Genomic DNA, 21,707 nt, shown 5'->3' with positions numbered 1-21,707 from the left:
TATCCCGTCGCTGTTTCGGGTAGGAACAGTCCCAGGGCTGATGCGGATTTTGCCGATGGTCTGGCCGGAACCGGTCGGGTGCGGGGTAGGCACGGGGTTCGGGCGGGGCTGGGTAAGCGGGTTGAGTATAGGAAGGGGGCTAACGAATCAACAAGAGAGTTCGCACACATTAGTGGCGCTTGCGCGGAACCCGTGGCGAGGGAGCTGGCGCACGTAGGAGCTATGTAGGAGCTGTCGAGTGCAACGAGGCTGCGATCTTTCCCCAAACACTTGAGTCTCAAGTGAAAGATCAAAAGATCGCAGCCTTCGGCAGCTCCTACACGCAACCTAGCGGGAGCAAGCTCCCTCGCCACAAAGGGGTTTAGAGCGCCGTGGGCACCGAACTGTTATGCCACGCCAGCACCTGGCTGACGCGGTTGTCCACGGTCTCGATGATTTCCAACCGATAACGCCCGATTTTCAGACAGACCGGGCTTTCGGGGATGGTTTCCAGGGCTTCGGTCACCAGCCCGTTGAGGGTCTTGGGACCGTCGCAAGGCAGATGCCAGCCCAGGGTCCTGTTCAATTCGCGGATCGACGCCGCGCCATCGATCATCAGGCGGCCATCGGGCTGGGGATGGACGTGGGGGTTGTCGAGGCTGTGCTGGCTCTCGAATTCGCCGACGATTTCTTCGAGGATGTCTTCCAGGGTGACGATGCCCAGTACTTCGCCGTATTCGTCCACCACCATGCCCAGGCGCCGCTGCTGCTTGTGGAAATTCAGCAGTTGCAGCTGCAAGGGGGTGCTTTCGGGCACGAAGTAGGGTTCATGGGAGGCGGCCAGCAGCGCTTCCTTGGTCAGGCTCGCGTCCGCCAGCAGGTGGCGGATCTGTCGGGTGTTGAGCACCGCTTCGACCTGGTTGATATCGCTGTGGAACACCGGCAGGCGTGTCCGTCGGTTCAGGCGCAACTGTTCGATGATCTCGCCGATGGGGTCGTCGAGGTTGATCCCATCGACCTCGCTGCGGGGCACGAGGATATCGTTGACGGTGATGTTGTCCAGGGCGTGGATGCCGGAAATCGGATGCAGCCGGCCGCTGCCCTGCTCTGACTCCTGCTCGCTGCGCGGTGGCGCGGGCATTTCGTCGTCGCTCTGCTGCACCATGCCGGGCTTGCGGGCAAATGGACGCAGCAACAACTGGCTGGCGCCATTCAACAGCCAGGCAAATGGATAGAGGATCTTCAACGGTATGCCCAGCAGGGTATTACCCAGTGCCAGCACCGCGTCGGGCTGGCGGCTGGCCAGGGTGCGCGGCAGGTAATCGGCGAACACCAGCAGGGCGGCGCTGGTGCCGAGCCAGGCGACCCAGGGGCCGTTTTCCAGCCAGATAAAAATCGCCAGCAAGGTGCCGATGACCACGGCCAGGGCGCGGCAGAGGGTGTTGCACAGGATCAGGCTGGGCAGCGGGAAGGTCAGTGTCGCCAGTGGTTTGTCACTGGCGCGCGAAGCCGTGCGCTGGGCCAGCAGATATTGCTGGGCGGCTTCGATGGCGGTGAACAGGGCCGACCAGAGGATCAGCACCACCAGCACGGCGAACAACGGCGCTACGGGCAACGTATCCATCAGGGCCGTCCGTCAGATATGCAGGATGTATTCACGGACCAGCTTGCTGCCGAAGTACGCCAGCATCAGCAGGCAGAAACCGGCCAGGGTCCAGCGAATCGCTTTGTGCCCACGCCAGCCGAGGCGGTTGCGGCCCCACAGCAGCACGCTGAAGACCACCCACGCCAGGCAGGCCAGCAGGGTCTTGTGCACCAGGTGCTGGGCGAACAGGTTCTCGACGAACAACCAGCCGGAGATCAATGACAGCGACAGCAGGCTCCAGCCGGCCCAGAGGAAACCGAACAACAGGCTTTCCATGGTTTGCAGCGGCGGGAAGTTGCGGATCAGCCCGGAGGGGTGCTTGTTCTTGAGCTGGTGATCCTGCACCAGCAGCAACAGGGCCTGGAACACGGCGATGGTGAACAGGCCGTAGGCGAGGATCGACAACAGGATGTGGGCGAGGATGCCCGGCTCTTCGTCGATGATCTGCACGGTGCCCGACGGCGCGAACTGCGCCAGCAACACCGTGGCCAGCCCCAGTGGGAACAGCAGCACCAGCAGGTTTTCCACCGGGATGCGCGAGCAGGCCAGCAACGTCAGGGCGATCACGGCGACGGCGATCAGGCTGGCGGCGTTGAAGAAATCCAGGCCCAGGCCGATCGGCGTCATCAGGTGGGTATAAAGGCTGGCCGCGTGGCCGAGCACCGCCAGCACGCCAAGCGTGACCAGCAGGCGTTTGTTCGCCTTGGCACCGGTGGCCAGGCGGGTGCCTTGATAGAAGGTCGCAGCGGCATAAAGGCAAGCGGCGGCGAGGGTGGCAAGCAAGCTGGGTGACAAGGGGAGCATAAATCCTGTTAGGCAAGCCCGAAAGGCGCTGAGTTTGGCATAGAACCCCCTTCACACGAAAGACCACAGCAGGTGTACGCCGCACGCTTCTTCGCTATAATCCGCGACCTGCCCACGCCGCAGGCTCGCCGAGCACATTTTTCACGGTCTGGGCCGCCATTATCCCGGTCTCATCTGGGCCTGAAAGGATCGCGCATGTTTGAAAACCTAACCGACCGTCTCTCGCAGACGCTGCGCCATGTCACCGGCAAGGCGAAGCTGACCGAAGACAACATCAAAGACACCCTGCGCGAAGTGCGCATGGCGTTGCTCGAAGCCGACGTCGCCCTGCCGGTGGTCAAGGACTTCGTCAATTCGGTCAAGGAACGCGCCGTCGGCACCGAAGTGTCGCGCAGCCTGACGCCGGGCCAGGCGTTCGTGAAGATCGTCCAGGCCGAGCTCGAAAGCCTGATGGGCGCCGCCAACGAAGACCTGAACCTCGCCGCCGTACCGCCAGCGGTGGTGCTGATGGCCGGTCTGCAGGGCGCGGGCAAGACCACGACAGCCGGCAAGCTGGCGCGTTTCCTTAAAGAGCGCAAGAAGAAGTCGGTGATGGTGGTGTCGGCGGACATCTACCGTCCGGCGGCGATCAAGCAGCTGGAAACCCTGGCCAACGACATCGGCGTGACGTTTTTCCCGTCCGACCTGAGCCAGAAGCCGGTGGACATCGCCCAGGCGGCTATTAAGGAAGCGAAGCTCAAGTTCATCGACGTGGTCATCGTCGATACCGCCGGTCGCCTGCATATCGATGAAGAGATGATGGGTGAGATCAAGGCGCTGCATGCCGCGATCAACCCGGTGGAAACCCTGTTCGTGGTCGACGCCATGACCGGCCAGGACGCGGCCAACACCGCCAAGGCGTTCGGTGATGCGCTGCCGCTGACCGGCGTGATCCTGACCAAGGTCGACGGTGACGCCCGTGGCGGTGCCGCGCTGTCGGTACGGGCCATCACGGGCAAACCGATCAAGTTCATCGGCATGGGCGAGAAGAGCGAAGCGCTCGAGCCGTTCCACCCCGAGCGTATCGCCTCGCGCATCCTGGGCATGGGCGACGTGCTCAGCCTGATCGAGCAGGCCGAGCAGACCCTCGACAAGGACAAGGCCGACAAACTGGCCAAGAAGCTGAAGAAGGGCAAGGGCTTCGACCTCGAAGACTTCCGCGACCAGCTGCAACAAATGAAGAACATGGGCGGCCTTGGCGGGCTCATGGACAAACTGCCGAACATCGGTGGCGTGAACCTGGCGCAGATGGGCAATGCCCAGGGCGCGGCTGAAAAGCAGTTCAAGCAGATGGAAGCCATCATCAACTCCATGACCCCGGCCGAGCGCCGCGACCCTGAGCTGATCAGCGGTTCGCGCAAGCGCCGCATCGCCATGGGTTCCGGCACCCAGGTGCAGGACATCGGTCGCTTGATCAAGCAACACAAGCAGATGCAGAAGATGATGAAGAAATTCTCCGCCAAGGGCGGGATGGCCAAGATGATGCGCGGCATGGGCGGTATGTTGCCCGGCGGCGGCATGCCGAAAATGTAAAGAATCTGCGCCGGCTGTCATGCCGACGTTGCCCCGCACGGATGCGGGGATCTCCAGCAAACCCGTGCTATGCGGGAGCTGACCTGCCGTTTTTCATGACGGCTCTATGGCAAATCTTGATCGCATGGCGCATGGCGCCGGAAAAAGACATTTGCAAAAGTCCGGATATTCCTTAGAATATGCGGCCTTTCGGGCACCTATGCCCGCTGTGCATTTAGATTTGCAGCACCGACTACAGGAACGATGTTCACATGCTAACAATCCGTCTTGCCCTTGGCGGCTCCAAAAAGCGCCCGTTTTACCACCTGACCGTAACCGACAGCCGCAACCCGCGTGACGGTTCCCACAAGGAGCAGGTTGGTTTCTTCAACCCTGTTGCCCGTGGTCAGGAAGTTCGTCTGTCCGTGAACCAAGAGCGCGTAGCCTACTGGCTGAGCGTTGGTGCACAACCTTCTGAGCGCGTTGCTCAGTTGTTGAAGGAATCGGCTAAGGCTGCGGCCTGAGCAATATGAACGCGACGCCAAAAGATGCTGATGATTTGATCGTTGTCGGCAAGATCTATTCAGTACATGGCGTTCGCGGCGAAGTGAAGGTGTATTCCTTTACTGATCCGATCAAGAACCTGTTGGACTACAAAACCTGGACGCTCAAGCGCGAAGGTAGCGTGAAACAGGTGGAGCTGGTCAGCGGACGCGGGAACGACAAGTTCCTGGTCGCGAAGCTCAAGGGTCTCGATGATCGTGAAGAAGCTCGTCTTCTGGCCGGTTATGAGATCTGCGTGCCGCGCAACCTGTTCCCTGAACTGACCGACGGCGAGTACTACTGGTACCAGCTGGTGGGTCTGAAGGTCATCGACCACCTCGGGCAATTGCTCGGGAAAATCGATCACCTGCTCGAGACCGGTTCGAACGATGTCATGGTGGTCAAGCCTTGCGTCGGCAGCCTGGATGATCGCGAACGCCTGTTGCCCTATACCGAGCAATGCGTGTTGGCCGTCGACCTTGCCGCAGGCGAGATGAGGGTGGAATGGGATGCGGATTTCTAAACGTGGCTAATTTGCGCGTTGAAGTCATTACATTGTTTCCCGAGATGTTTTCCGCCATCAGCGAGTACGGCATAACCAGCCGCGCGGTGAAACAGGAGCTGTTGCAGCTCACCTGTTGGAATCCGCGGGACTACACCACGGATCGGCATCACACTGTGGACGATCGCCCGTTTGGCGGTGGTCCGGGCATGGTGATGAAGATCAAGCCCCTGGAAGATGCGCTGGTTCAGGCCAGGACGGCAGCCGGGGAGGGTGCGAAGGTGATCTACCTGTCGCCCCAAGGCCGCCAGCTGACTCAGTCGGCGGTACGCGAGTTGGCGAATTCGGATGCATTGATCCTGATTGCCGGCCGTTATGAAGGCATTGACGAGCGTTTCATTGAAGCTCATGTCGATGAAGAGTGGTCGATTGGCGACTATGTACTGTCTGGCGGCGAGCTGCCGGCGATGGTCCTGATCGATGCGGTTACACGACTGCTGCCTGGAGCTTTAGGGCATGCGGATTCCGCTGAGGAAGATTCCTTTACGGATGGTCTGCTGGATTGCCCGCACTACACCCGACCGGAGGTGTATGCGGATCAGCGTGTTCCCGACGTGTTGCTAAGTGGCAACCACGCGCACATCCGGCGTTGGCGTTTGCAGCAGTCCCTTGGTCGGACCTACGAACGACGCGCCGATCTTCTGGAAAGCCGCTCGCTTTCTGGAGAAGAGAAGAAGCTGCTCGAGGAATACATCCGCGAGCGGGACGATAGTTAACAACGTATCGATGGTGAGTCCGACGACTCGCCTTAGGAGCACAGCATGACTAACAAAATCATCCTTGCACTCGAAGCAGAGCAGATGACCAAAGAAATCCCTACCTTTGCCCCAGGCGACACCATTGTCGTTCAGGTGAAAGTGAAGGAAGGCGACCGTTCCCGTCTGCAAGCGTTCGAAGGCGTCGTTATCGCCAAGCGTAACCGTGGCGTGAACAGTGCATTCACCGTTCGTAAAATCTCCAACGGTGTTGGCGTAGAGCGTACTTTCCAGACCTACAGCCCGCAAATCGACAGCATGGCTGTCAAGCGTCGCGGTGACGTACGTAAAGCCAAGCTGTACTACCTGCGTGACCTGTCGGGTAAAGCAGCTCGCATCAAGGAAAAACTGGCTTAAGTCCAGCTTCCGATGCAAAAAAAGCAGCCTGCGGGCTGCTTTTTTGTTGCCTGCGATTTGCGCTTTGAGCACCCTGCATAGCTTCATTTTCCATTTCGATGCCGTGTGTGCCCACATCCTTCAAGAGTTCTTATGCCAGCCATCGATCATCCGCTGATAGACCAGTTTCTCGACGCCCTGTGGCTGGAGAAGGGCCTGTCCGATAACACCCGCGATGCCTACCGCAGCGACCTGGCGTTGTTCAACGGCTGGTTGCAGGAAAATCACCTGGAACTGGTCAATGCCGGCCGGGAGTTGATCCTCGATCACTTGGCGTGGCGCCTGGAGCAGAACTACAAACCCCGCTCGACCGCGCGGTTTCTCTCCGGTCTGCGTGGGTTTTATCGCTATTTGCTGCGGGAAAAGCTGATCGCGGTAGACCCGACCTTGCGTGTGGAAATGCCGCAACTGGGGCGTCCGCTGCCCAAGTCCCTGTCGGAAGCCGATGTGGAAGCGCTGCTGGCGGCACCCGATCTCAGCGAGGCCATCGGTCAGCGCGACCGGGCCATGCTGGAAGTCCTGTATGCCTGTGGCTTGCGCGTCACCGAGTTGATCAGCTTGACGCTGGAGCAGGTCAACCTGCGCCAGGGCGTGCTGCGGGTGATGGGCAAGGGCAGCAAGGAGCGCCTGGTGCCGATGGGCGAGGAAGCGATTGTCTGGGTCGAGCGTTACATGCGCGATGCCCGTCATGAATTGCTGGGAGGGCGCCCCAGCGATGTGCTGTTCCCCAGCCTGCGCGGCGAGCAGATGACTCGCCAGACGTTCTGGCACCGCATCAAGCACCAGGCCAAGGTGGCCGGGATCAATAAATCCCTTTCGCCCCACACCTTGCGCCATGCCTTCGCCACACACCTGCTCAATCACGGTGCCGACTTGCGGGTGGTGCAGATGCTGCTCGGCCATAGCGACCTGTCCACCACCCAGATCTACACCCACGTCGCCCGGGCGCGGTTGCAGGACTTGCATGCCAAACACCACCCTCGTGGCTGACATCTGCCGCGATGTTGTCAATGCTGACGCCATCGCGAGCAAGCTCGCTCCCACATTTTGGAGCGGTGCCGGACCGCAATGGCGTGTCCACCACAAATCCCTGTGGGAGCGAGCTCGCTCGCGATGACGGCGTGTCAGCCGATGTCAATCCTGTGTGTGCTTACAAAACGTCGTGCGTCAGCGGCATTCGGCCACGCCAGCCTTATGTGGTAGGCTTTGCCGGTTTGCACAGTGGGCGGTTGGAACCCGAATCTGCGGGTCGGCGTTTCCCGTCTCATTTGTTCGCCTCAGGAGTCCCCATGCGTTTGATCCAGATGTTCACCGCCGCCGCCATTGCGTTGGCCAGTACTTTCGCCGTCGCCGACGACGCGGCTGACAAGGCTATCCGCAAAAGCCTGGAAAACCTCCAGCTCGAAGTGCCGATCGAAGCCATCTCGGCCAGCCCCATGGCCGGCCTGTATGAGGTCAAGCTCAAGGGCAGCCGCGTGCTGTACGCCAGCGCCGACGGCCAGTACATCGTCCAGGGCAACCTGTTCGAGCTCAAGGACGGCAAACCGGTCAATCTCACCGAGATGACCGAGCGCCAGGGCATTTCCAAATTGATCAACGGCATTCCGGTCGCTGAAACCGTGGTTTACCCGGCGATCGGCGAAACCAAGTCCCACATCACCGTGTTCACCGACACCACCTGTCCGTATTGCCACAAGCTGCACGCCGAAGTGCCGGAGCTGAACAAGCGCGGTATCGAAGTGCGCTATGTGGCGTTCCCGCGCCAGGGCCTGGGCTCGCCGGGCGATGAGCAGTTGCAGGCGGTCTGGTGCTCCAAGGACAAGAAAGCGGCCATGGACAAGATGGTCGACGGCAAGGAAATCAAGGCCGCCAAGTGCGAGAATCCTGTTTCCAAGCAGTTTGCGCTTGGACAGTCAATAGGCGTGAACGGTACGCCGGCGATTGTTTTGGCCGATGGTCAGGTAATTCCGGGCTACCAGCCGGCGCCACAAGTGGCCAAACTGGCCTTGGGCGCGAAATGAACATGGGCGGTCCGCTTTTGAAGATCACGGCTCGGCGAACACATTCGTCGGGCCGTTAAACACAGAGCCGCGTTGCTGCGCGGCTGTATTTCACGGCCGACCTTGCGTCGGCCGTTTCATGGGGAGTCAAGAGTGAATCCGGTCAAAGTAGGCATCTGTGGGTTAGGTACCGTCGGTGGCGGCACCTTCAACGTACTTCAGCGCAACGCCGAGGAAATTTCTCGTCGTGCCGGGCGTGGGATCGAAGTGGCACAAATTGCCATGCGCACGCCAAAGCCTCAGTTCCAGACGACCGGTATTGCGATTACCAACGATGTCTTCGAAGTGGCCACGAACCCTGAGATCGACATCGTCATAGAGCTGTTGGGCGGCTATACCGTTGCCCGCGAGCTGGTACTCAAGGCCATCGAGAATGGCAAGCATGTGGTCACCGCGAACAAGGCGCTTATCGCTGTTCACGGTAATGAGATTTTCGCCAAGGCCCGCGAGAAAGGCGTGATCGTGGCATTCGAAGCCGCCGTGGCCGGTGGTATCCCGGTGATCAAGGCGATCCGCGAAGGCCTGTCGGCCAACCGCATCAACTGGGTCGCGGGGATCATCAACGGCACCGGTAACTTCATCCTCACCGAGATGCGCGAGAAAGGGCGCACCTTCGAAGACGTGCTCGCCGAAGCCCAGGCCCTGGGTTACGCCGAGGCCGATCCGACGTTCGACGTGGAAGGCATCGATGCGGCGCACAAGCTGACGATCCTGGCGTCCATTGCGTTCGGCATTCCATTGCAGTTCGACAAGGCCTACACCGAAGGCATCACCAAGCTGACCACCGCTGACGTGAACTACGCCGAAGCCTTGGGCTACCGCATCAAGCACCTGGGCGTGGCGCGCAGCACCGCCAGCGGCATCGAGCTGCGCGTGCACCCGACCCTGATCCCGGCCGACCGCCTGATCGCCAACGTCAACGGCGTGATGAACGCGGTGATGGTCAACGGCGATGCTTCTGGCTCGACGTTGTTCTACGGCGCTGGCGCGGGCATGGAACCGACCGCTTCGTCGGTGGTGGCCGATCTGGTGGACGTGGTTCGCGCCATGACCTCGGACCCGGAAAACCGTGTGCCGCACCTGGCCTTCCAGCCGGATTCGCTGTCGGCGCACCCGATTCTTCCGATCGAAGCGTGCGAAAGCTCCTACTACCTGCGCATCCAGGCCAAGGACCATCCGGGCGTGCTGGCCCAAGTGGCGAGTATCCTCTCGGAGCGCGGCATCAACATTGAGTCGATCATGCAGAAGGAAGTCGAGGAACACGACGGCCTGGTGCCGATGATCCTGCTGACCCACCGGGTGGTCGAGCAGAACATCAACGACGCGATTGCGGCGCTGGAAGCGCTCCAGGGGGTCGTTGGGCCGGTGGTCCGTATCCGCGTCGAACATTTGAATTAATTTAGCGGCAAGTTATAAGCTGCAAGCCGCAAGTGGAAGCCGAGCCGCTTTGACTTGACGCTTGCAGCTTGATCTTGAAGCTCAAACCGAAGGTTTGCCAAAAAATGCGCTATATCAGCACCCGCGGCCAGGCACCGGCCCTGAATTTCGAAGATGTCCTCCTGGCCGGCCTGGCCACGGATGGCGGTCTCTACGTGCCGGAAAACCTGCCGCGCTTCACCCAGGAGGAAATCGCTTCCTGGGCCGGCCTGGCGTACCACGAGCTGGCGTTCCGGGTCATGCGCCCGTTCGTCACCGGCAGCATCCCGGACGCCGATTTCAAAAAGATCCTGGAAGAGACCTATGGGGTCTTTTCCCACAATGCCATCGCACCGCTGCGCCAGCTCAACGGTAACGAATGGGTCATGGAGCTGTTCCACGGCCCGACCCTGGCGTTCAAGGACTTCGCCCTGCAACTGCTCGGTCGCCTGCTGGACTACGTGCTGCAAAAGCGTGGCGAGCGCGTGGTGATCGTCGGAGCCACCTCTGGCGACACCGGTTCGGCGGCCATCGAAGGCTGCAAGCATTGCGAGAACGTCGACATTTTCATCCTGCACCCGCACAACCGGGTCTCGGAAGTGCAGCGTCGCCAGATGACGACGATTTTCGGCGACAACATCCACAACATCGCCATCGAAGGCAACTTCGATGACTGCCAGGAAATGGTCAAGGCCAGCTTCGCCGATCAGAGCTTCCTCAAGGGCACGCGGCTGGTGGCGGTGAACTCGATCAACTGGGCGCGGATCATGGCCCAGATCGTCTATTACTTCCACGCGGCCCTGCAATTGGGCGGCCCGGCCCGTTCCGTATCGTTCTCGGTGCCGACCGGCAACTTCGGCGATATCTTCGCCGGTTACCTGGCGCGCAACATGGGGCTGCCGATCAACCAATTGATCGTCGCCACCAACCGCAACGACATCCTGCACCGCTTCATGAGCGGCAACCAGTACGTCAAGGAAACCCTGCACGCCACGCTGTCGCCTTCGATGGACATCATGGTGTCGTCGAACTTCGAGCGCCTGCTGTTCGACCTGCACGGTCGCAACGGTGCGGCGATTGCCGGGCTGATGGACAGCTTTCGCCAGGGCGGCGGTTTCAGCGTCGAGCCTGAGCGCTGGACCGAAGCCCGCAAGTTGTTCGACTCCCTGGCCGTGGACGATGAGCAGACCTGCGAAACCATCGCCGAGGTGTTCGCGCAGAGCGGCGAACTGCTCGACCCGCATACGGCCATCGGCGTCAGGGCGGCTCGTGAATGCCGTCGCAGCCTGGACATCCCGATGGTGATCCTGGGCACGGCTCACCCGGTCAAGTTCCCGGAAGCGGTGGAGAAAGCCGGTGTAGGAAAAGCGCTCGAACTGCCTGCGCATCTTTCTGATTTGTTTGAGCGAGATGAGCGTTGCACCGTGTTGCCCAACGACTTGAAAGCCGTGCAGGCCTTTGTCAGCCAGCATGGCAATCGCGGCAAGCCTCTCTGACCGGGTAAACCTGTCACATTTTGAAGCCCGTCTCCTGACGGGCTTTCTTGTTTCTGCATGCCAAACTGGCCGGGTTTTCGCCCTTGGAGGGATGGGCGAGTCATCTCGAAGGAAATGCAGATGTCGTTTTTTATCAAAGGCAAACCAGCACTGGGCTGGGTAATGGGCCTGGCCCTGATGTACTGGACGCAGGGAGGCAACGCGGCGCCGCTGGCGGCTTTCGAAACGCCACCGCCCAACCCTGGCGAACGGCTGGTGCTGGACGCGCAGGAGTTGAAATGGATCAAGGAGAACCCCCGGGTCATCGTGGCCACGATGCAGTTTCCGTTGTACCTGTTCAAGAACGAACAGGGGCAGTGGAATGGGCTGAACCACGACGTTCTCCAGCGCATCGCGCACATGACCGGCCTTGAGTTCGTGCATCGGGAATCGTTCTCCCCCGGCGAGTTGCTGACAATGCTGGAGAATGGCGAAGCCGACATGACGACCCTGCTGGCGATGAATGAAGAACGTCGGGACTTCCTGAGTTTCAGCCATGCATTCGGTGGTTCCGGTTGGGTATTCGTCGGCCGTGACGGGGAATCGTCCCTGCATTCGCTCGAGCAGCTCGAAGGCAAGGTCCTGGCACTGCCGGCACGGCATGCATTGGAGGCGGAAATCAGGCGCGATTACCCGGCGATCGAATTGCGCACGACCAAGACCTTTGGCGAGGCGCGGGCGCTGGTGGAGAGCCGGGAAGCCTATGCCACCATCGAAAATGAAACCGGGGTGCATCTCTATCCCGCCGGGCAGTTGCAGGTCGGCAGCGGCCTCGAGGGCAAGTGGGAGCCGGACTACCTGGCTGTGCGCCAGGACCTGACCGTGCTGTTGAATATCTTGAATAAAGCGCTGGAAGCCTTCCCCGCCGAGGACATGCGTGCACTGCGTTCGAAATGGATGGCTGGTGCGACGCCCGTCCAGGTGCCATCGATCTGGGAGCGGATGTCCCGCTGGGGCTACTGGTGTGTGACCGTGGTCGTGGTGTTTGGCCTCTTGTCCCTGCTGTGGAACCGCCGCCTGCAGATACAGATCGACCAACGCCTCAAGGCTGAAGCGGTCCTCAAGGACCAGTTGATGCTCCAGCGGGCCTTGATGGATGCCATTCCCGACCCGATTTTCATCTGTGATCTGGAAGGGCGCCTGATCATGTGCAACAAAAGCTATGAAGACCAGTTTGCGACCCGCTTCGAAAAACTGCGGGGCACGCGGCTTACCGACTCGGCGTCATTCCCGCCGGCCACCGCCGAGCTGCTGCATGGGGAAGTGATGGAGCAATTGCGCACCGGCCAGTCTCGATTCGTCGACCGGCAATTGATGTTCAGCGGCGGATTGCGGGAAATCTATCATTGGTCGGTGCCGTTCTATGGGGCTGATGGACAGCTGCGCGGCATTCTGGGCGGCTGGACCGATGTCGGGCGGCGGTGGCGCCGTTGCGACAGGGGCCTGGCTGAGCCGGCCGTCACCCCGTAACGGTTGTCGCAGAACGCTGTTGTTTGCCTGTCATATTGGACGCGCATGCTCGGTTGAACAGGTTGAAGGCATGCCGGTTCGGTGCGCTGACGAACTTTCTGCTGCGGCCCACGGTCATTTACTGTGCACATGCAGTTGTTTCGGACTATTGAAGGGTGAGCGAATGGAAAGTATCAGCCTATTGCTGAATGAAGCCTTGAGCCCGTATCAGGTCTCGCTGACTCCCTCCGGCGCCAAGGGCGAATGCCGGGTGACGCTGAAGAATGCCAGCGGGGTCATCATGGTCGAGCGAGCGTTCAATCAGGCCCAATTGACCGACAAGCGTCAGTTGACGGACGTAGTCGATGGCCTGCATCGCGATGTGCTGATTGCCGAGGGGCGCCTGGAGCCCTGTGTGATTGCGGCGCTGCGCAATCTGGCGCGCGACAAGGTCATGATCGCGGCGAATTGACTGGGCTTTTGTGGGAACCTTCCTACGTCTTGACGAGTCAGACCCTTTACCAGCAAGAGCGAGCATTGTGCTCCGGTGCTTGTCGCTTGTTGTACGGACCTTGAATGGTCACGTTTAACCCCGAGTCGTCTCCCCACTTCTCGGGGTTTCTTTTTGCCCGGTGTTTATGTTTTTGGTGTGTTCTGTCGGGCGCTGGAAGCTTTTGTGGGAGCGAGCCTGCTCGCGATAGCGGAGTGCCAGTCGAGATCGATGCGGCTAATCTGACGCCATCGCGAGCAAGCTCGCTCCCACGGTTTGATCTCCAGTGACTGCCTCCCTGCAGTGCCTCAAATGGCACCGTCGGCGCGCAGTTTGGCGATCTGCTGTGGGTCGTAGCCCAGCTCACCGAGCACTTGTGCGTTGTGTTCACCCAGTGCCGGCCCGACCCATTCGCAGGTGCCCGGGCTGTCGGAGAGCTTCGGTACGATCCCTGGCATCTTGAACGCCTTGCCGTCCGGCAGCTTGGCCTGCAGGAACATTTCACGGGCGAGGAACTGCGGGTCGCTGAACATATCCTCGGCGCTGAAAATCCGACTGGCCGGCACCCCGGCCTGGTTCAACTGGTCGATAACGCTATCGAGCGGCAGCGCGTTGACCCAGCGATCGATGACCCCGTACAGCTCGTCGCGCCGGCTGTCACGGCCATCATTGCTGGCCAGTTGCGGGTCATTGGCCAGGTCGTCACGGCCGATGATCTGCATGAAACGCTTGAAGATCGCATCGCCGTTGGCGCCAATCTGCACGTGCTTGCCATCGGCGCTGGTGTGGATGGACGAGGGGGTGATGCCGGGCATGATATTGCCGGTGCGCTCGCGGATGAAACCGAACACGTCGAACTCCGGCACCATGCTTTCCATCATGGCGAAAATCGCCTCGTACAGCGCCACGTCCACCACTTGTCCGGTTCCGCCATTGATCTCCCGGTGACGCAGGGCCATCAATGCGCCGATCACGCCCCAGAGGGCGGCGATGGAGTCGCCGATGGAAATCCCGGTACGCACTGGCGGACGGTCCTCGAAGCCGGTGATGTAGCGCAGGCCGCCCATGGATTCGCCCACCGCGCCAAACCCCGGCTGATCTTTCATCGGCCCGGTCTGGCCGAAGCCCGAAAGCCGCACCATCACCAGTTTCGGGTTCAGTGCATGCAGCACATCCCAGCCCAGGCCGAGCTTTTCCAACACGCCGGGGCGAAAATTTTCGATCAGGATGTCGGCTTCGCCGAGCAGTTTTTTCAGGATCGCCAGGCCTTCGGGGTGTTTGAGGTTCAAGGTCAGGGACTGCTTGTTGCGTGCCTGGACGAACCACCACAACGAGGTGCCTTCGTACAGCTTGCGCCACTTGCGCAGCGGATCACCGCCGTCGGGCGATTCGACCTTGATGACTTCGGCACCGAATTCGCCGCAGATGCGCGAGGCGAAGGGTCCGGCGATCAAGGTGCCCAGTTCGATGACTTTGACGCCGGCAAGGGGTTTGGCAGTAAGCGACATGAACGGATCCTGTAGGACAAAGGCAGAACGAATAGAGCGTTTTATCATAGGCCAGGGCCGGTCGCCGCAGGTCGATGGTCGGCAATTCGTGGATTGCCTGTGTCATCGGTTAGACTTGCCGCCTTTCCTCGTATCAAGAAGCCCGTTCATGGCCCAGCCGTCCACGACCTACAAGTTTGAACTGAACCTCACCGACCTCGACCGCAATGTGTACGAGAATGTGAAGCAGACCATCGCCCGCCACCCTTCGGAAACCGAAGAGCGCATGACCGTGCGCCTGCTGGCCTACGCGTTCTGGTACAACGAGTTGCTGGCGTTTGGTCGTGGTCTGTCAGACGTCGATGAGCCTGCGCTGTGGGAAAAAAGCCTGGATGACCGTGTGCTGCACTGGATCGAAGTCGGCCAGCCGGATGCCGATCGTCTGACCTGGTGCTCGCGCCGGACCGAGCGCACCAGCCTGCTGGCCTATGGCAGCCTGAGGGTCTGGGAAGGCAAGGTGATCCCGGCGGTCAAGAACCTGAAGAACGTCAACATCGCCGCCGTGCCCCAGGAAGTGCTCGAAACCCTGGCCCAGGACATGCCCCGGGTGATCAAGTGGGATGTGATGATCAGCGAGGGCACGATTTTCGTGACCGATGACCGTGGCCAGCATGAAGTCCAGCTGCAATGGTTGCTGGGTGAGCGTGGTTGATCCCGCCGGGCCATGTAGGAGCTGCCGAGCGAAGCGAGGCTGCGATCTTTCCCCTGACGCTTGAGTCTCAAGCGAAAGATCAAAAGATCGCAGTCTTCGGCAGCTCCTACAGAGGCCAGCGGGAGCAAGCGCCCTCGCCACAAAAAATCAAAACTCCACCGTTTTAAAGAGAAATGTCGTCACCCCATGCGCATAGAACCCCGCCAACTGCCCGACACCCTGCCATTTCTCGGTGACCTGCCGCCCCTGTTGACGCGCCTGTACGCGGCACGCGGCGTACAGTCCGAGGCTGAACTGGACAAGAGCCTGGCGCGCCTGATTCCCTTTCAGCAACTCAAGGGGATCGACGCCGCGGTGGATCTGCTGGTGACCGCGTTGGAGCAGCGCCAGCGCATCCTGATCGTGGGTGACTTCGATGCCGATGGCGCGACCGCCAGCACCGTGGGGATGCTGGGGTTGCGCCTGCTCGGTGCAGCCCATGTCGATTACCTGGTGCCCAATCGCTTCGAATATGGCTACGGGCTGACCCCGGAAATCGTCGAAGTCGCCCTGGCCCGCGCACCGCAGTTGCTGATCACCGTGGATAACGGCATCTCCAGCGTGGAAGGCGTGGCGGCGGCGAAAGCGGCGGGGCTCCAGGTACTGGTCACCGACCACCACTTGCCTGGCCTCGAATTGCCGGCGGCCGATGCCATCGTCAATCCGAACCAGCCGGGCTGCGAATTCCCGAGCAAGGCCCTGGCCGGTGTCGGGGTGATTTTTTACGTACTGATGGCCCTGCGGGCGCGTCTGCGCAGCCTCGGGTGGTATGCCAGCATCCCCCAGCCGAACATCGGCGAATTGCTCGACCTGGTGGCCCTGGGCAGCGTGGCCGACGTGGTGCCCCTGGACGCGAATAACCGGATCCTGGTGCACCAGGGCCTGGAACGGATTCGCGCCGGACGCGCCCGGCCCGGCATCAAGGCGATCCTGGAAGTGGCCAAGCGCGACGCTTCACGGATTACTTCCACCGACCTCGGATTTATCCTCGGGCCGCGTCTGAATGCGGCGGGGCGCCTGGACGACATGAGCCTGGGCATCGAATGCCTGCTCACCGACGACCCGGCCCTGGCGCGGGAGATGGCGGCGCAACTGGACGGTATGAACCAGGACCGCAAGTCCATCGAGCAGGGCATGCAGCGTGAAGCCCTGGCTCAGCTCAAGGACCTGCCCGTGGAGTCGATGCCATTCGGTTTGTGCCTGTTCGACCCGCAGTGGCACCAAGGGGTCATCGGCATTCTCGCCTCGCGGATGAAAGAGCGCTATTTCCGCCCGACCATTGCCTTTGCCGATGCCGGGGACGGTTTGCTCAAGGGCTCGGGGCGCTCGGTACCGGGCTTTCACATTCGCGATGCGCTGAGCGTGGTGGCGGCGCAGCATCCGACCCTGATCAGCAAGTACGGCGGTCACGCCATGGCGGCGGGGCTGACGTTGCCGGAAGCGAATTTTCCGCTGTTCGCCGAAGCGTTCGACGCGGAAGTGCGCCGGCAATTGCGCGAAGAAGACCTGACCGGCCGGTTGTTGTCGGATGGCACCCTGGCGGTGGAGGAGTTCCACCTCGAACTGGCCCGGGCGTTGCGCCATGCCGGTCCCTGGGGCCAGCATTTCCCGGAACCGATGTTCCATGGTGTGTTCCAGTTGGTCGAACAACGTGTGGTGGGCGAACGACACCTGAAGGTCATTCTCAAGAGCGAGTGCGGCTCGGTGAAACTCGACGGCATCGCCTTCGGCATCGACCGCGAGATCTGGCCAAACCCAACCGTGCGCTGGGTGGAACTGGCCTACAAGCTCGACCTCAACGAGTTCCGCGGCCAGGAAACGGTGCAGTTGATGATTGCCCATATCGAACCGCGCTAGCCTCTAGCTGTTAGTTCCTGTGGCGAGGGGATTTATCCCCGCTGGGCTGCGCAGCAGACCCCAAAATATCCCAGCACCGAATTTCTTCAGCCAAACGGCATTGGTCGGGTTCACGGCTGCTTCGCAGCCGAACGGGGATAAATCCCCTCGCCACAAAGTCACAGGCCTGATCGAGAGTAATCTGGCCACACCGTCGGTTTTTAAGTTCTGAACCCTCCCGCCCCCCGGGTTGTCGACTAGGCTCTAAGCACTGCTTGATAGCCCTTGTGACGTCTTGTCGAATTTATTGCCCGCGGGGGCGGGTGTTGCACCTTCTTGTCACTCGTCGACTTTTCAAACAGAACCCTGGAGCCTGCCCACTGATTCGAGAGGTGCCCCATGAGTCTGCTGCTGGAACCCTATACCCTTCGTCAATTGACCCTGCCCAATCGCATCGCGGTATCGCCGATGTGCCAGTATTCGAGCAGCGATGGCCTGGCCAACGATTGGCACCTGGTGCATTTGGGCAGTCGCGCCGTGGGCGGTGCCGGCCTGGTGTTCACCGAAGCCACCGCCGTGACCGCCGACGGTCGTATCACCGCTCAGGACCTGGGGCTGTGGAACGATGAACAGATCGAACCCTTGCAACGCATCACCCGGTTCATCACCGCCCAAGGGGCCGTGCCGGGCATACAGCTGGCCCATGCCGGGCGCAAGGCCAGCACCTGGCGACCTTGGCTGGGCAAGCATGGCAGCGTCAAACCGGAGGATGGCGGTTGGGTGCCGGTCGGTCCGTCGCCGATTGCCTTCGACCCGCAACACACCCCGCCGGTGCAGTTGGACGAAGGGCAGATCGCCGGGGTGATCCAGGCCTTCGTGGATTCGGCCAAGCGCGCCCTCACGGCCGGCTTCAAGGTGGTCGAAGTCCACGCGGCCCATGGTTATCTGCTGCATCAGTTCCTGTCGCCCTTGAGCAATCAGCGGCGCGATCAATACGGCGGCTCGTTCGAGAACCGCATCCGCCTGGTCCTGCAAGTCACCGAAGCGATCCGGGCCGTATGGCCGCAAGAGCTGCCGGTGTTCGTTCGCGTCTCCGCCACCGATTGGGTCGAGGACGGTTGGAACCCGGATGAAACCGTGGAGCTGGCGCGGCGTTTCAGGGCGCTGGGGGTGGACCTGATCGATGTGTCATCGGGCGGCACGGCCGCCAATGCGGAAATCCCCACCGGCCCGGGTTACCAGACACGCTTCGCCGAGCGGGTGCGCAAGGAGTCGGAAATCGCCACCGGCACCGTCGGCATGATCACCGAGCCGGCCCAGGCCGAACACATCCTGCGCACCTGCCAGGCCGACATCATTTTCCTGGCCCGCGAATTGTTGCGCGATCCGTATTGGGCCCTGCATGCCGATGATGACCTGGGCGGCCGCAAGGCCACGTGGCCGGCGCAGTACCAGCGGGCCACGCATCGGGACCAGCCGATTCATGAGTCGGATTTGCGCGATTGAGTGCCCAGTAAAAAAAAGCCCCGGTCGTGTTGGCCGGGGTTTTTTTATCTGGCTGAAATGTTCGGTGCCTGTACTTGCCTCATCGCGAGCAAGCTCGCTCCCACAGGGATTTCTGTAACCCCAGATCCCGTGTGGGAGCGAGCTTGCTCGCGATAGGGCCAGCCCAGGCACCCGATCCCTATCAGGGATACTTGCGCTTATCCGGTGCCGGCGGGAAGTACTGGTACAACCAGGTCTCGCTCAAGGTGCGGTCCTTGGTGCGAATGAACAGGCGCATCTGCACCGGGTCCACCCGGTCGTCGGTCGGGTACCAGTCGAAGGTAATGCGGTAGCCCTTGATCGCATCCAGCACTAACACGTTGAAGTCCTTCACTTCGCCGTGGGAGCAGGTCACCACCGGTTCGATGCCGGTGCCCGGCGGCAGTTGGTCGAGGCCGCCGCCGCTGAAGTCCACGGCGAAACGACGTGCCCAGACGGTCGGGTAATGCTCGCCCGGTGCCCAGCCTTCGATGAAACCGCCCATGCCTGAACGGGTCGCGTCGACGTGGGCCAGGTCGGTGCTGACCGGCGGCAGCGCGCTCCAGTAGAGCTTGTAGCCATAGTTCAGCGAATCACCGGCGGCCACCGGTTTTTTCGGCGTCCAGAACGCGACGATGTTGTCCAGGGTCTCTCCGGTGGTAGGAATTTCCAGCAGGTCCACCGAGCCTTCGCCCCACGCCGTCGTCGGTTCGACCCACAGGCTTGGGCGCTTGCTGTACCAGTCCACGGTGTCCTGGTAACTGGCGAAGTCGTGGTCGGTCTGCACCAGGCCGAAACCTTTCGGATTGTTGTCGGCGTAGGCATTGAATTGCAGGGTGGCAGGGTTGTTCAACGGACGACAGACCCACTCGCCGTTGCCGCGCCACATGGCCAGCCGGTCGGAGTCGTGGATTTGCGGGTGAATGGTGTCGCACATGCGCCGTTCGACGGTGCCGCAGCTGAACATGCTGGTCATGGGGGCGATACCCAGTTGCTCGATGGCGGTACGGGCATTGATGTGCGCATCGATTTCCATCACCACCCGGGTCGGCTGGCAATCGATGTCGAACCGATAGGCGCCGGTGGCGCTGGGGGAGTCGAGCAGGGCGTAGACCACGAAACGGGTGCTGTTCTTGTCCGGGGTTTCGAACCAGAACTTGGTGAAGTCCGGGAATTCCTCACGCTTCTTGGCATAGGTGTCGATGGCCAGGCCGCGGGCCGACAGCCCGTACTGGCCGCTGGCATCCACGGCGCGGAAATAGCTGGCCCCCAGGAACGAAACGATGTCGTGCCGATCCAGCTCCGGCGCCTTGAAGACACGAAAGCCGGCGAAGCCCAGGTCACCCGTCAGTTGCGAGGTGTTGACCGTGGTTTTCTCATAGTTGAACAGTTCCGTACGGAAGTGCACCTCGCGGGCCATACGCGTCTTCGGGTCGACGCTGTACATGCGTACCGGCTGCTTGAAGCCCATGCCGACATGGAAGAACTGTGCATCCAGTTGTCGCCCTTCCAGGTCATTCCATAACGAGTGATTGACGTCGTATTGGATGGCGTTGAACTGCAGCGGCGACATTTGCGCCAGGGTGGGTGGCAGGACTTGCTTGGTGTCGACGTAGCGGCTCTCGGCCAGCCGCCGGGCCTGATCCTTCAAACCGTTGAAATCGAAGGGACGGGCTTCGCCGTCGGCAGTCTGATCGGCGGCCCAGGCGCGTGCGGCCATGAGCCCGGAGGCCGACAGCCCGGTGTAGGCGGCGAAGGCCATGGAGGCCTTGAGCAGATTCCTGCGGTGCATAAATACAACCTTTCTCGAAACAATCCCGCGCCGATCCTGGCGACAGAGATTGGTAAATGAGTTCGGACATGCCTTTGGCCAAACGCGACGAACGTTAGAACAGATGCCTGAGAGCTGGATCGGTTCACCGAGGCGCAAAATCATAGGGGAAATGCGGGTTTTGAGAGAAAGGAAAGCGTGGCTTGGTCAAATTTTCTTACAGTTATTTCTTTTTTTATAAGGATTGCGGCATTTTTTGACTAATTACTCTAAAACTCCCTTCTCACGCTTCGAATCCTCCCTATTCTTTAGCGTGATAGACGATCTAACCCGGGTTCAGACGGCGCTATCAGGTCAACCTCGACGTAAAGAAGGACAACTCATGACAAAAATACAGGGCATTACCGAAATGCTGGGGATCTTTCCAGGCCTGACCAACCCGCGCAGGACACGCCGGCTCAGCCTTGAAGAATTGAGACTGGTGGAGCGCTATCGGGAGTTGTCGGAAAACGACCGTATCGCCATGCGCTACCTGGTGGATGCGATGAGGAGTGTTTCGCGGTTTTGAAGCGTGGCGCAGGTGAGCGGTCGGGGCAGGCGCGCCGACCGACATCACTCCACCGACCAGTCCTGGGGACGTTCGGTGCGCTGGTGCAGTATCCGCAGGACTTGCAGTTGCCCCTGCTGGAGCCGATAGGGGGCAACGAACGGGTAGCGTGTCAACACCAGCTCTCGAACATCGGGAATGACCGAAGGACGGCCCGAGCCGGGAAAGCGTTGCAGTTGGCGCAGTGTCTCCAGGATGGCGAGGATGACCTCATCGGCGCCTTCTGCGCCGATAGCGCTTTGGTAATGTTCGTGGATCGAGTCGAGGTCACTCTGTGCTTTGTCGGTCAGTACGATGCTCGGCACGCTTTGCCCACTTAGCCTTCACGGCGTCCAGATCGGTCAGGTTTCCAGCGTCGGCATCGGCCATGCCTTCGCTGATGGCTTGCAGATGCCAGGATTCGGCTTCCACATATCGGACCAGTGCACGCTTGAGGTGATATTGGCGGTCGCGGTCGGTGGCGGCAGCCAGCAAGTCCAGCTGTTGGGCCAGACCTTCTTCCACACGAAAGGACAAAACGGGCGAGGCCATGGCTGATCTCCAAGG

At 60.9% G+C, this 21,707-nt stretch carries 21 protein-coding genes; 15 read left to right on the top strand and 6 right to left on the bottom strand.

The annotated features are described in order from the left end of the window. Positions 1-361: 361 nt before the first annotated feature. Positions 362-1,603 (bottom strand): HlyC/CorC family transporter, encoded by a 1,242-nt coding sequence (locus BLQ55_RS11260; RefSeq protein WP_092253844.1) that lies wholly within the window; start codon positions 1,601-1,603, stop codon positions 362-364. A 12-nt stretch (positions 1,604-1,615) separates the two neighbouring features. Continuing rightward, complete coding sequence (locus BLQ55_RS11255; protein ID WP_092202315.1) at positions 1,616-2,428, bottom strand: cytochrome C assembly family protein; 813 nt, start codon at positions 2,426-2,428, stop codon at positions 1,616-1,618. 195 nt (positions 2,429-2,623) lie between these two features. Here BLQ55_RS11255 and ffh point away from each other — a divergent pair, with 195 nt between their 5' ends. The 11 genes from ffh to BLQ55_RS11200 all read left to right on the top strand — a co-directional run bounded on the left by ffh (position 2,624) and on the right by BLQ55_RS11200 (position 13,167). Further along, positions 2,624-4,000 (top strand): signal recognition particle protein, encoded by a 1,377-nt coding sequence (gene ffh, locus BLQ55_RS11250; protein WP_060739058.1) that lies wholly within the window; start codon positions 2,624-2,626, stop codon positions 3,998-4,000. Between the two features lie 251 nt (positions 4,001-4,251). Further along, complete coding sequence (gene rpsP, locus BLQ55_RS11245) at positions 4,252-4,503, top strand: 30S ribosomal protein S16 (RefSeq protein ID WP_003198088.1); 252 nt, start codon at positions 4,252-4,254, stop codon at positions 4,501-4,503. 5 nt (positions 4,504-4,508) lie between these two features. Beyond that, positions 4,509-5,045 carry a ribosome maturation factor RimM gene (gene rimM, locus BLQ55_RS11240; protein ID WP_092202313.1) on the top strand — a complete coding sequence of 179 codons (537 nt, stop codon included), beginning with the start codon at positions 4,509-4,511 and terminating at the stop codon, positions 5,043-5,045. Next, entirely contained in the window at positions 5,027-5,800 is a 774-nt protein-coding gene (gene trmD, locus BLQ55_RS11235) for a tRNA (guanosine(37)-N1)-methyltransferase TrmD (RefSeq protein WP_170845966.1), read from the top strand. The genes rimM and trmD overlap by 19 nt, the downstream gene beginning before the upstream one ends. A gap of 45 nt (positions 5,801-5,845) precedes the next feature. Further along, positions 5,846-6,196, top strand: a complete 351-nt coding sequence (gene rplS, locus BLQ55_RS11230) for a 50S ribosomal protein L19 (RefSeq protein ID WP_003175895.1) — start codon at positions 5,846-5,848, stop codon at positions 6,194-6,196. A gap of 132 nt (positions 6,197-6,328) precedes the next feature. Next, entirely contained in the window at positions 6,329-7,225 is an 897-nt protein-coding gene (gene xerD, locus BLQ55_RS11225; RefSeq protein ID WP_092202311.1) for a site-specific tyrosine recombinase XerD, read from the top strand. 299 nt (positions 7,226-7,524) lie between these two features. Beyond that, positions 7,525-8,256, top strand: coding sequence for a DsbC family protein (locus BLQ55_RS11220; protein ID WP_092202309.1), 732 nt, complete (start codon positions 7,525-7,527; stop codon positions 8,254-8,256). A 132-nt stretch (positions 8,257-8,388) separates the two neighbouring features. Beyond that, positions 8,389-9,693 carry a homoserine dehydrogenase gene (locus tag BLQ55_RS11215; protein WP_092202307.1) on the top strand — a complete coding sequence of 435 codons (1,305 nt, stop codon included), beginning with the start codon at positions 8,389-8,391 and terminating at the stop codon, positions 9,691-9,693. Between the two features lie 104 nt (positions 9,694-9,797). Beyond that, entirely contained in the window at positions 9,798-11,207 is a 1,410-nt protein-coding gene (gene thrC, locus BLQ55_RS11210) for a threonine synthase (protein WP_092202305.1), read from the top strand. A gap of 120 nt (positions 11,208-11,327) precedes the next feature. Next, on the top strand, positions 11,328-12,716 hold the full coding sequence (locus BLQ55_RS11205) for a transporter substrate-binding domain-containing protein (RefSeq protein ID WP_092202303.1): 1,389 nt from the start codon (positions 11,328-11,330) through the stop codon (positions 12,714-12,716). Between the two features lie 163 nt (positions 12,717-12,879). After that, a complete protein-coding gene (locus BLQ55_RS11200) occupies positions 12,880-13,167 on the top strand; it encodes a DUF3509 domain-containing protein (RefSeq protein WP_092202301.1) in 288 nt (95 codons plus the stop codon). 326 nt (positions 13,168-13,493) lie between these two features. On the opposite strand, the gene BLQ55_RS11195 is transcribed toward BLQ55_RS11200, so the two are convergent. Further along, complete coding sequence (locus tag BLQ55_RS11195; RefSeq protein ID WP_092202299.1) at positions 13,494-14,693, bottom strand: CaiB/BaiF CoA transferase family protein; 1,200 nt, start codon at positions 14,691-14,693, stop codon at positions 13,494-13,496. Between the two features lie 148 nt (positions 14,694-14,841). Here BLQ55_RS11195 and BLQ55_RS11190 point away from each other — a divergent pair, with 148 nt between their 5' ends. The 3 genes from BLQ55_RS11190 to BLQ55_RS11180 all read left to right on the top strand — a co-directional run bounded on the left by BLQ55_RS11190 (position 14,842) and on the right by BLQ55_RS11180 (position 18,765). Beyond that, positions 14,842-15,384, top strand: coding sequence for a YaeQ family protein (locus BLQ55_RS11190; protein WP_003198109.1), 543 nt, complete (start codon positions 14,842-14,844; stop codon positions 15,382-15,384). A 186-nt stretch (positions 15,385-15,570) separates the two neighbouring features. After that, positions 15,571-17,280, top strand: coding sequence for a single-stranded-DNA-specific exonuclease RecJ (recJ, locus tag BLQ55_RS11185; RefSeq protein ID WP_092202297.1), 1,710 nt, complete (start codon positions 15,571-15,573; stop codon positions 17,278-17,280). A 378-nt stretch (positions 17,281-17,658) separates the two neighbouring features. Beyond that, positions 17,659-18,765, top strand: a complete 1,107-nt coding sequence (locus BLQ55_RS11180; protein WP_092253842.1) for an NADH:flavin oxidoreductase/NADH oxidase — start codon at positions 17,659-17,661, stop codon at positions 18,763-18,765. Between the two features lie 181 nt (positions 18,766-18,946). Here the strand turns inward: BLQ55_RS11180 and BLQ55_RS11175 are convergent, their stop codons facing one another. Then, complete coding sequence (locus BLQ55_RS11175; protein ID WP_092202293.1) at positions 18,947-20,575, bottom strand: glucan biosynthesis protein D; 1,629 nt, start codon at positions 20,573-20,575, stop codon at positions 18,947-18,949. A 361-nt stretch (positions 20,576-20,936) separates the two neighbouring features. On the opposite strand from BLQ55_RS11175, the gene BLQ55_RS11170 reads away from it, so the two are divergent. Next, complete coding sequence (locus BLQ55_RS11170; RefSeq protein WP_003198116.1) at positions 20,937-21,122, top strand: hypothetical protein; 186 nt, start codon at positions 20,937-20,939, stop codon at positions 21,120-21,122. A gap of 44 nt (positions 21,123-21,166) precedes the next feature. Here the strand turns inward: BLQ55_RS11170 and BLQ55_RS11165 are convergent, their stop codons facing one another. Beyond that, entirely contained in the window at positions 21,167-21,466 is a 300-nt protein-coding gene (locus BLQ55_RS11165; protein WP_092202291.1) for a type II toxin-antitoxin system RelE/ParE family toxin, read from the bottom strand. Then, positions 21,429-21,692: a CopG family ribbon-helix-helix protein gene (locus tag BLQ55_RS11160; protein WP_063322816.1), complete on the bottom strand. Its 264-nt coding sequence runs from the start codon at positions 21,690-21,692 to the stop codon at positions 21,429-21,431. The genes BLQ55_RS11165 and BLQ55_RS11160 overlap by 38 nt, the downstream gene beginning before the upstream one ends. Positions 21,693-21,707 lie beyond the last annotated feature (15 nt).

The sequence above is a fragment of the Pseudomonas sp. NFACC13-1 genome (assembly GCF_900104425.1).
Lineage (GTDB): Bacteria > Pseudomonadota > Gammaproteobacteria > Pseudomonadales > Pseudomonadaceae > Aquipseudomonas > Aquipseudomonas fluorescens_AA.
This window is presented reverse-complemented; position numbering and strand designations above follow the sequence as displayed.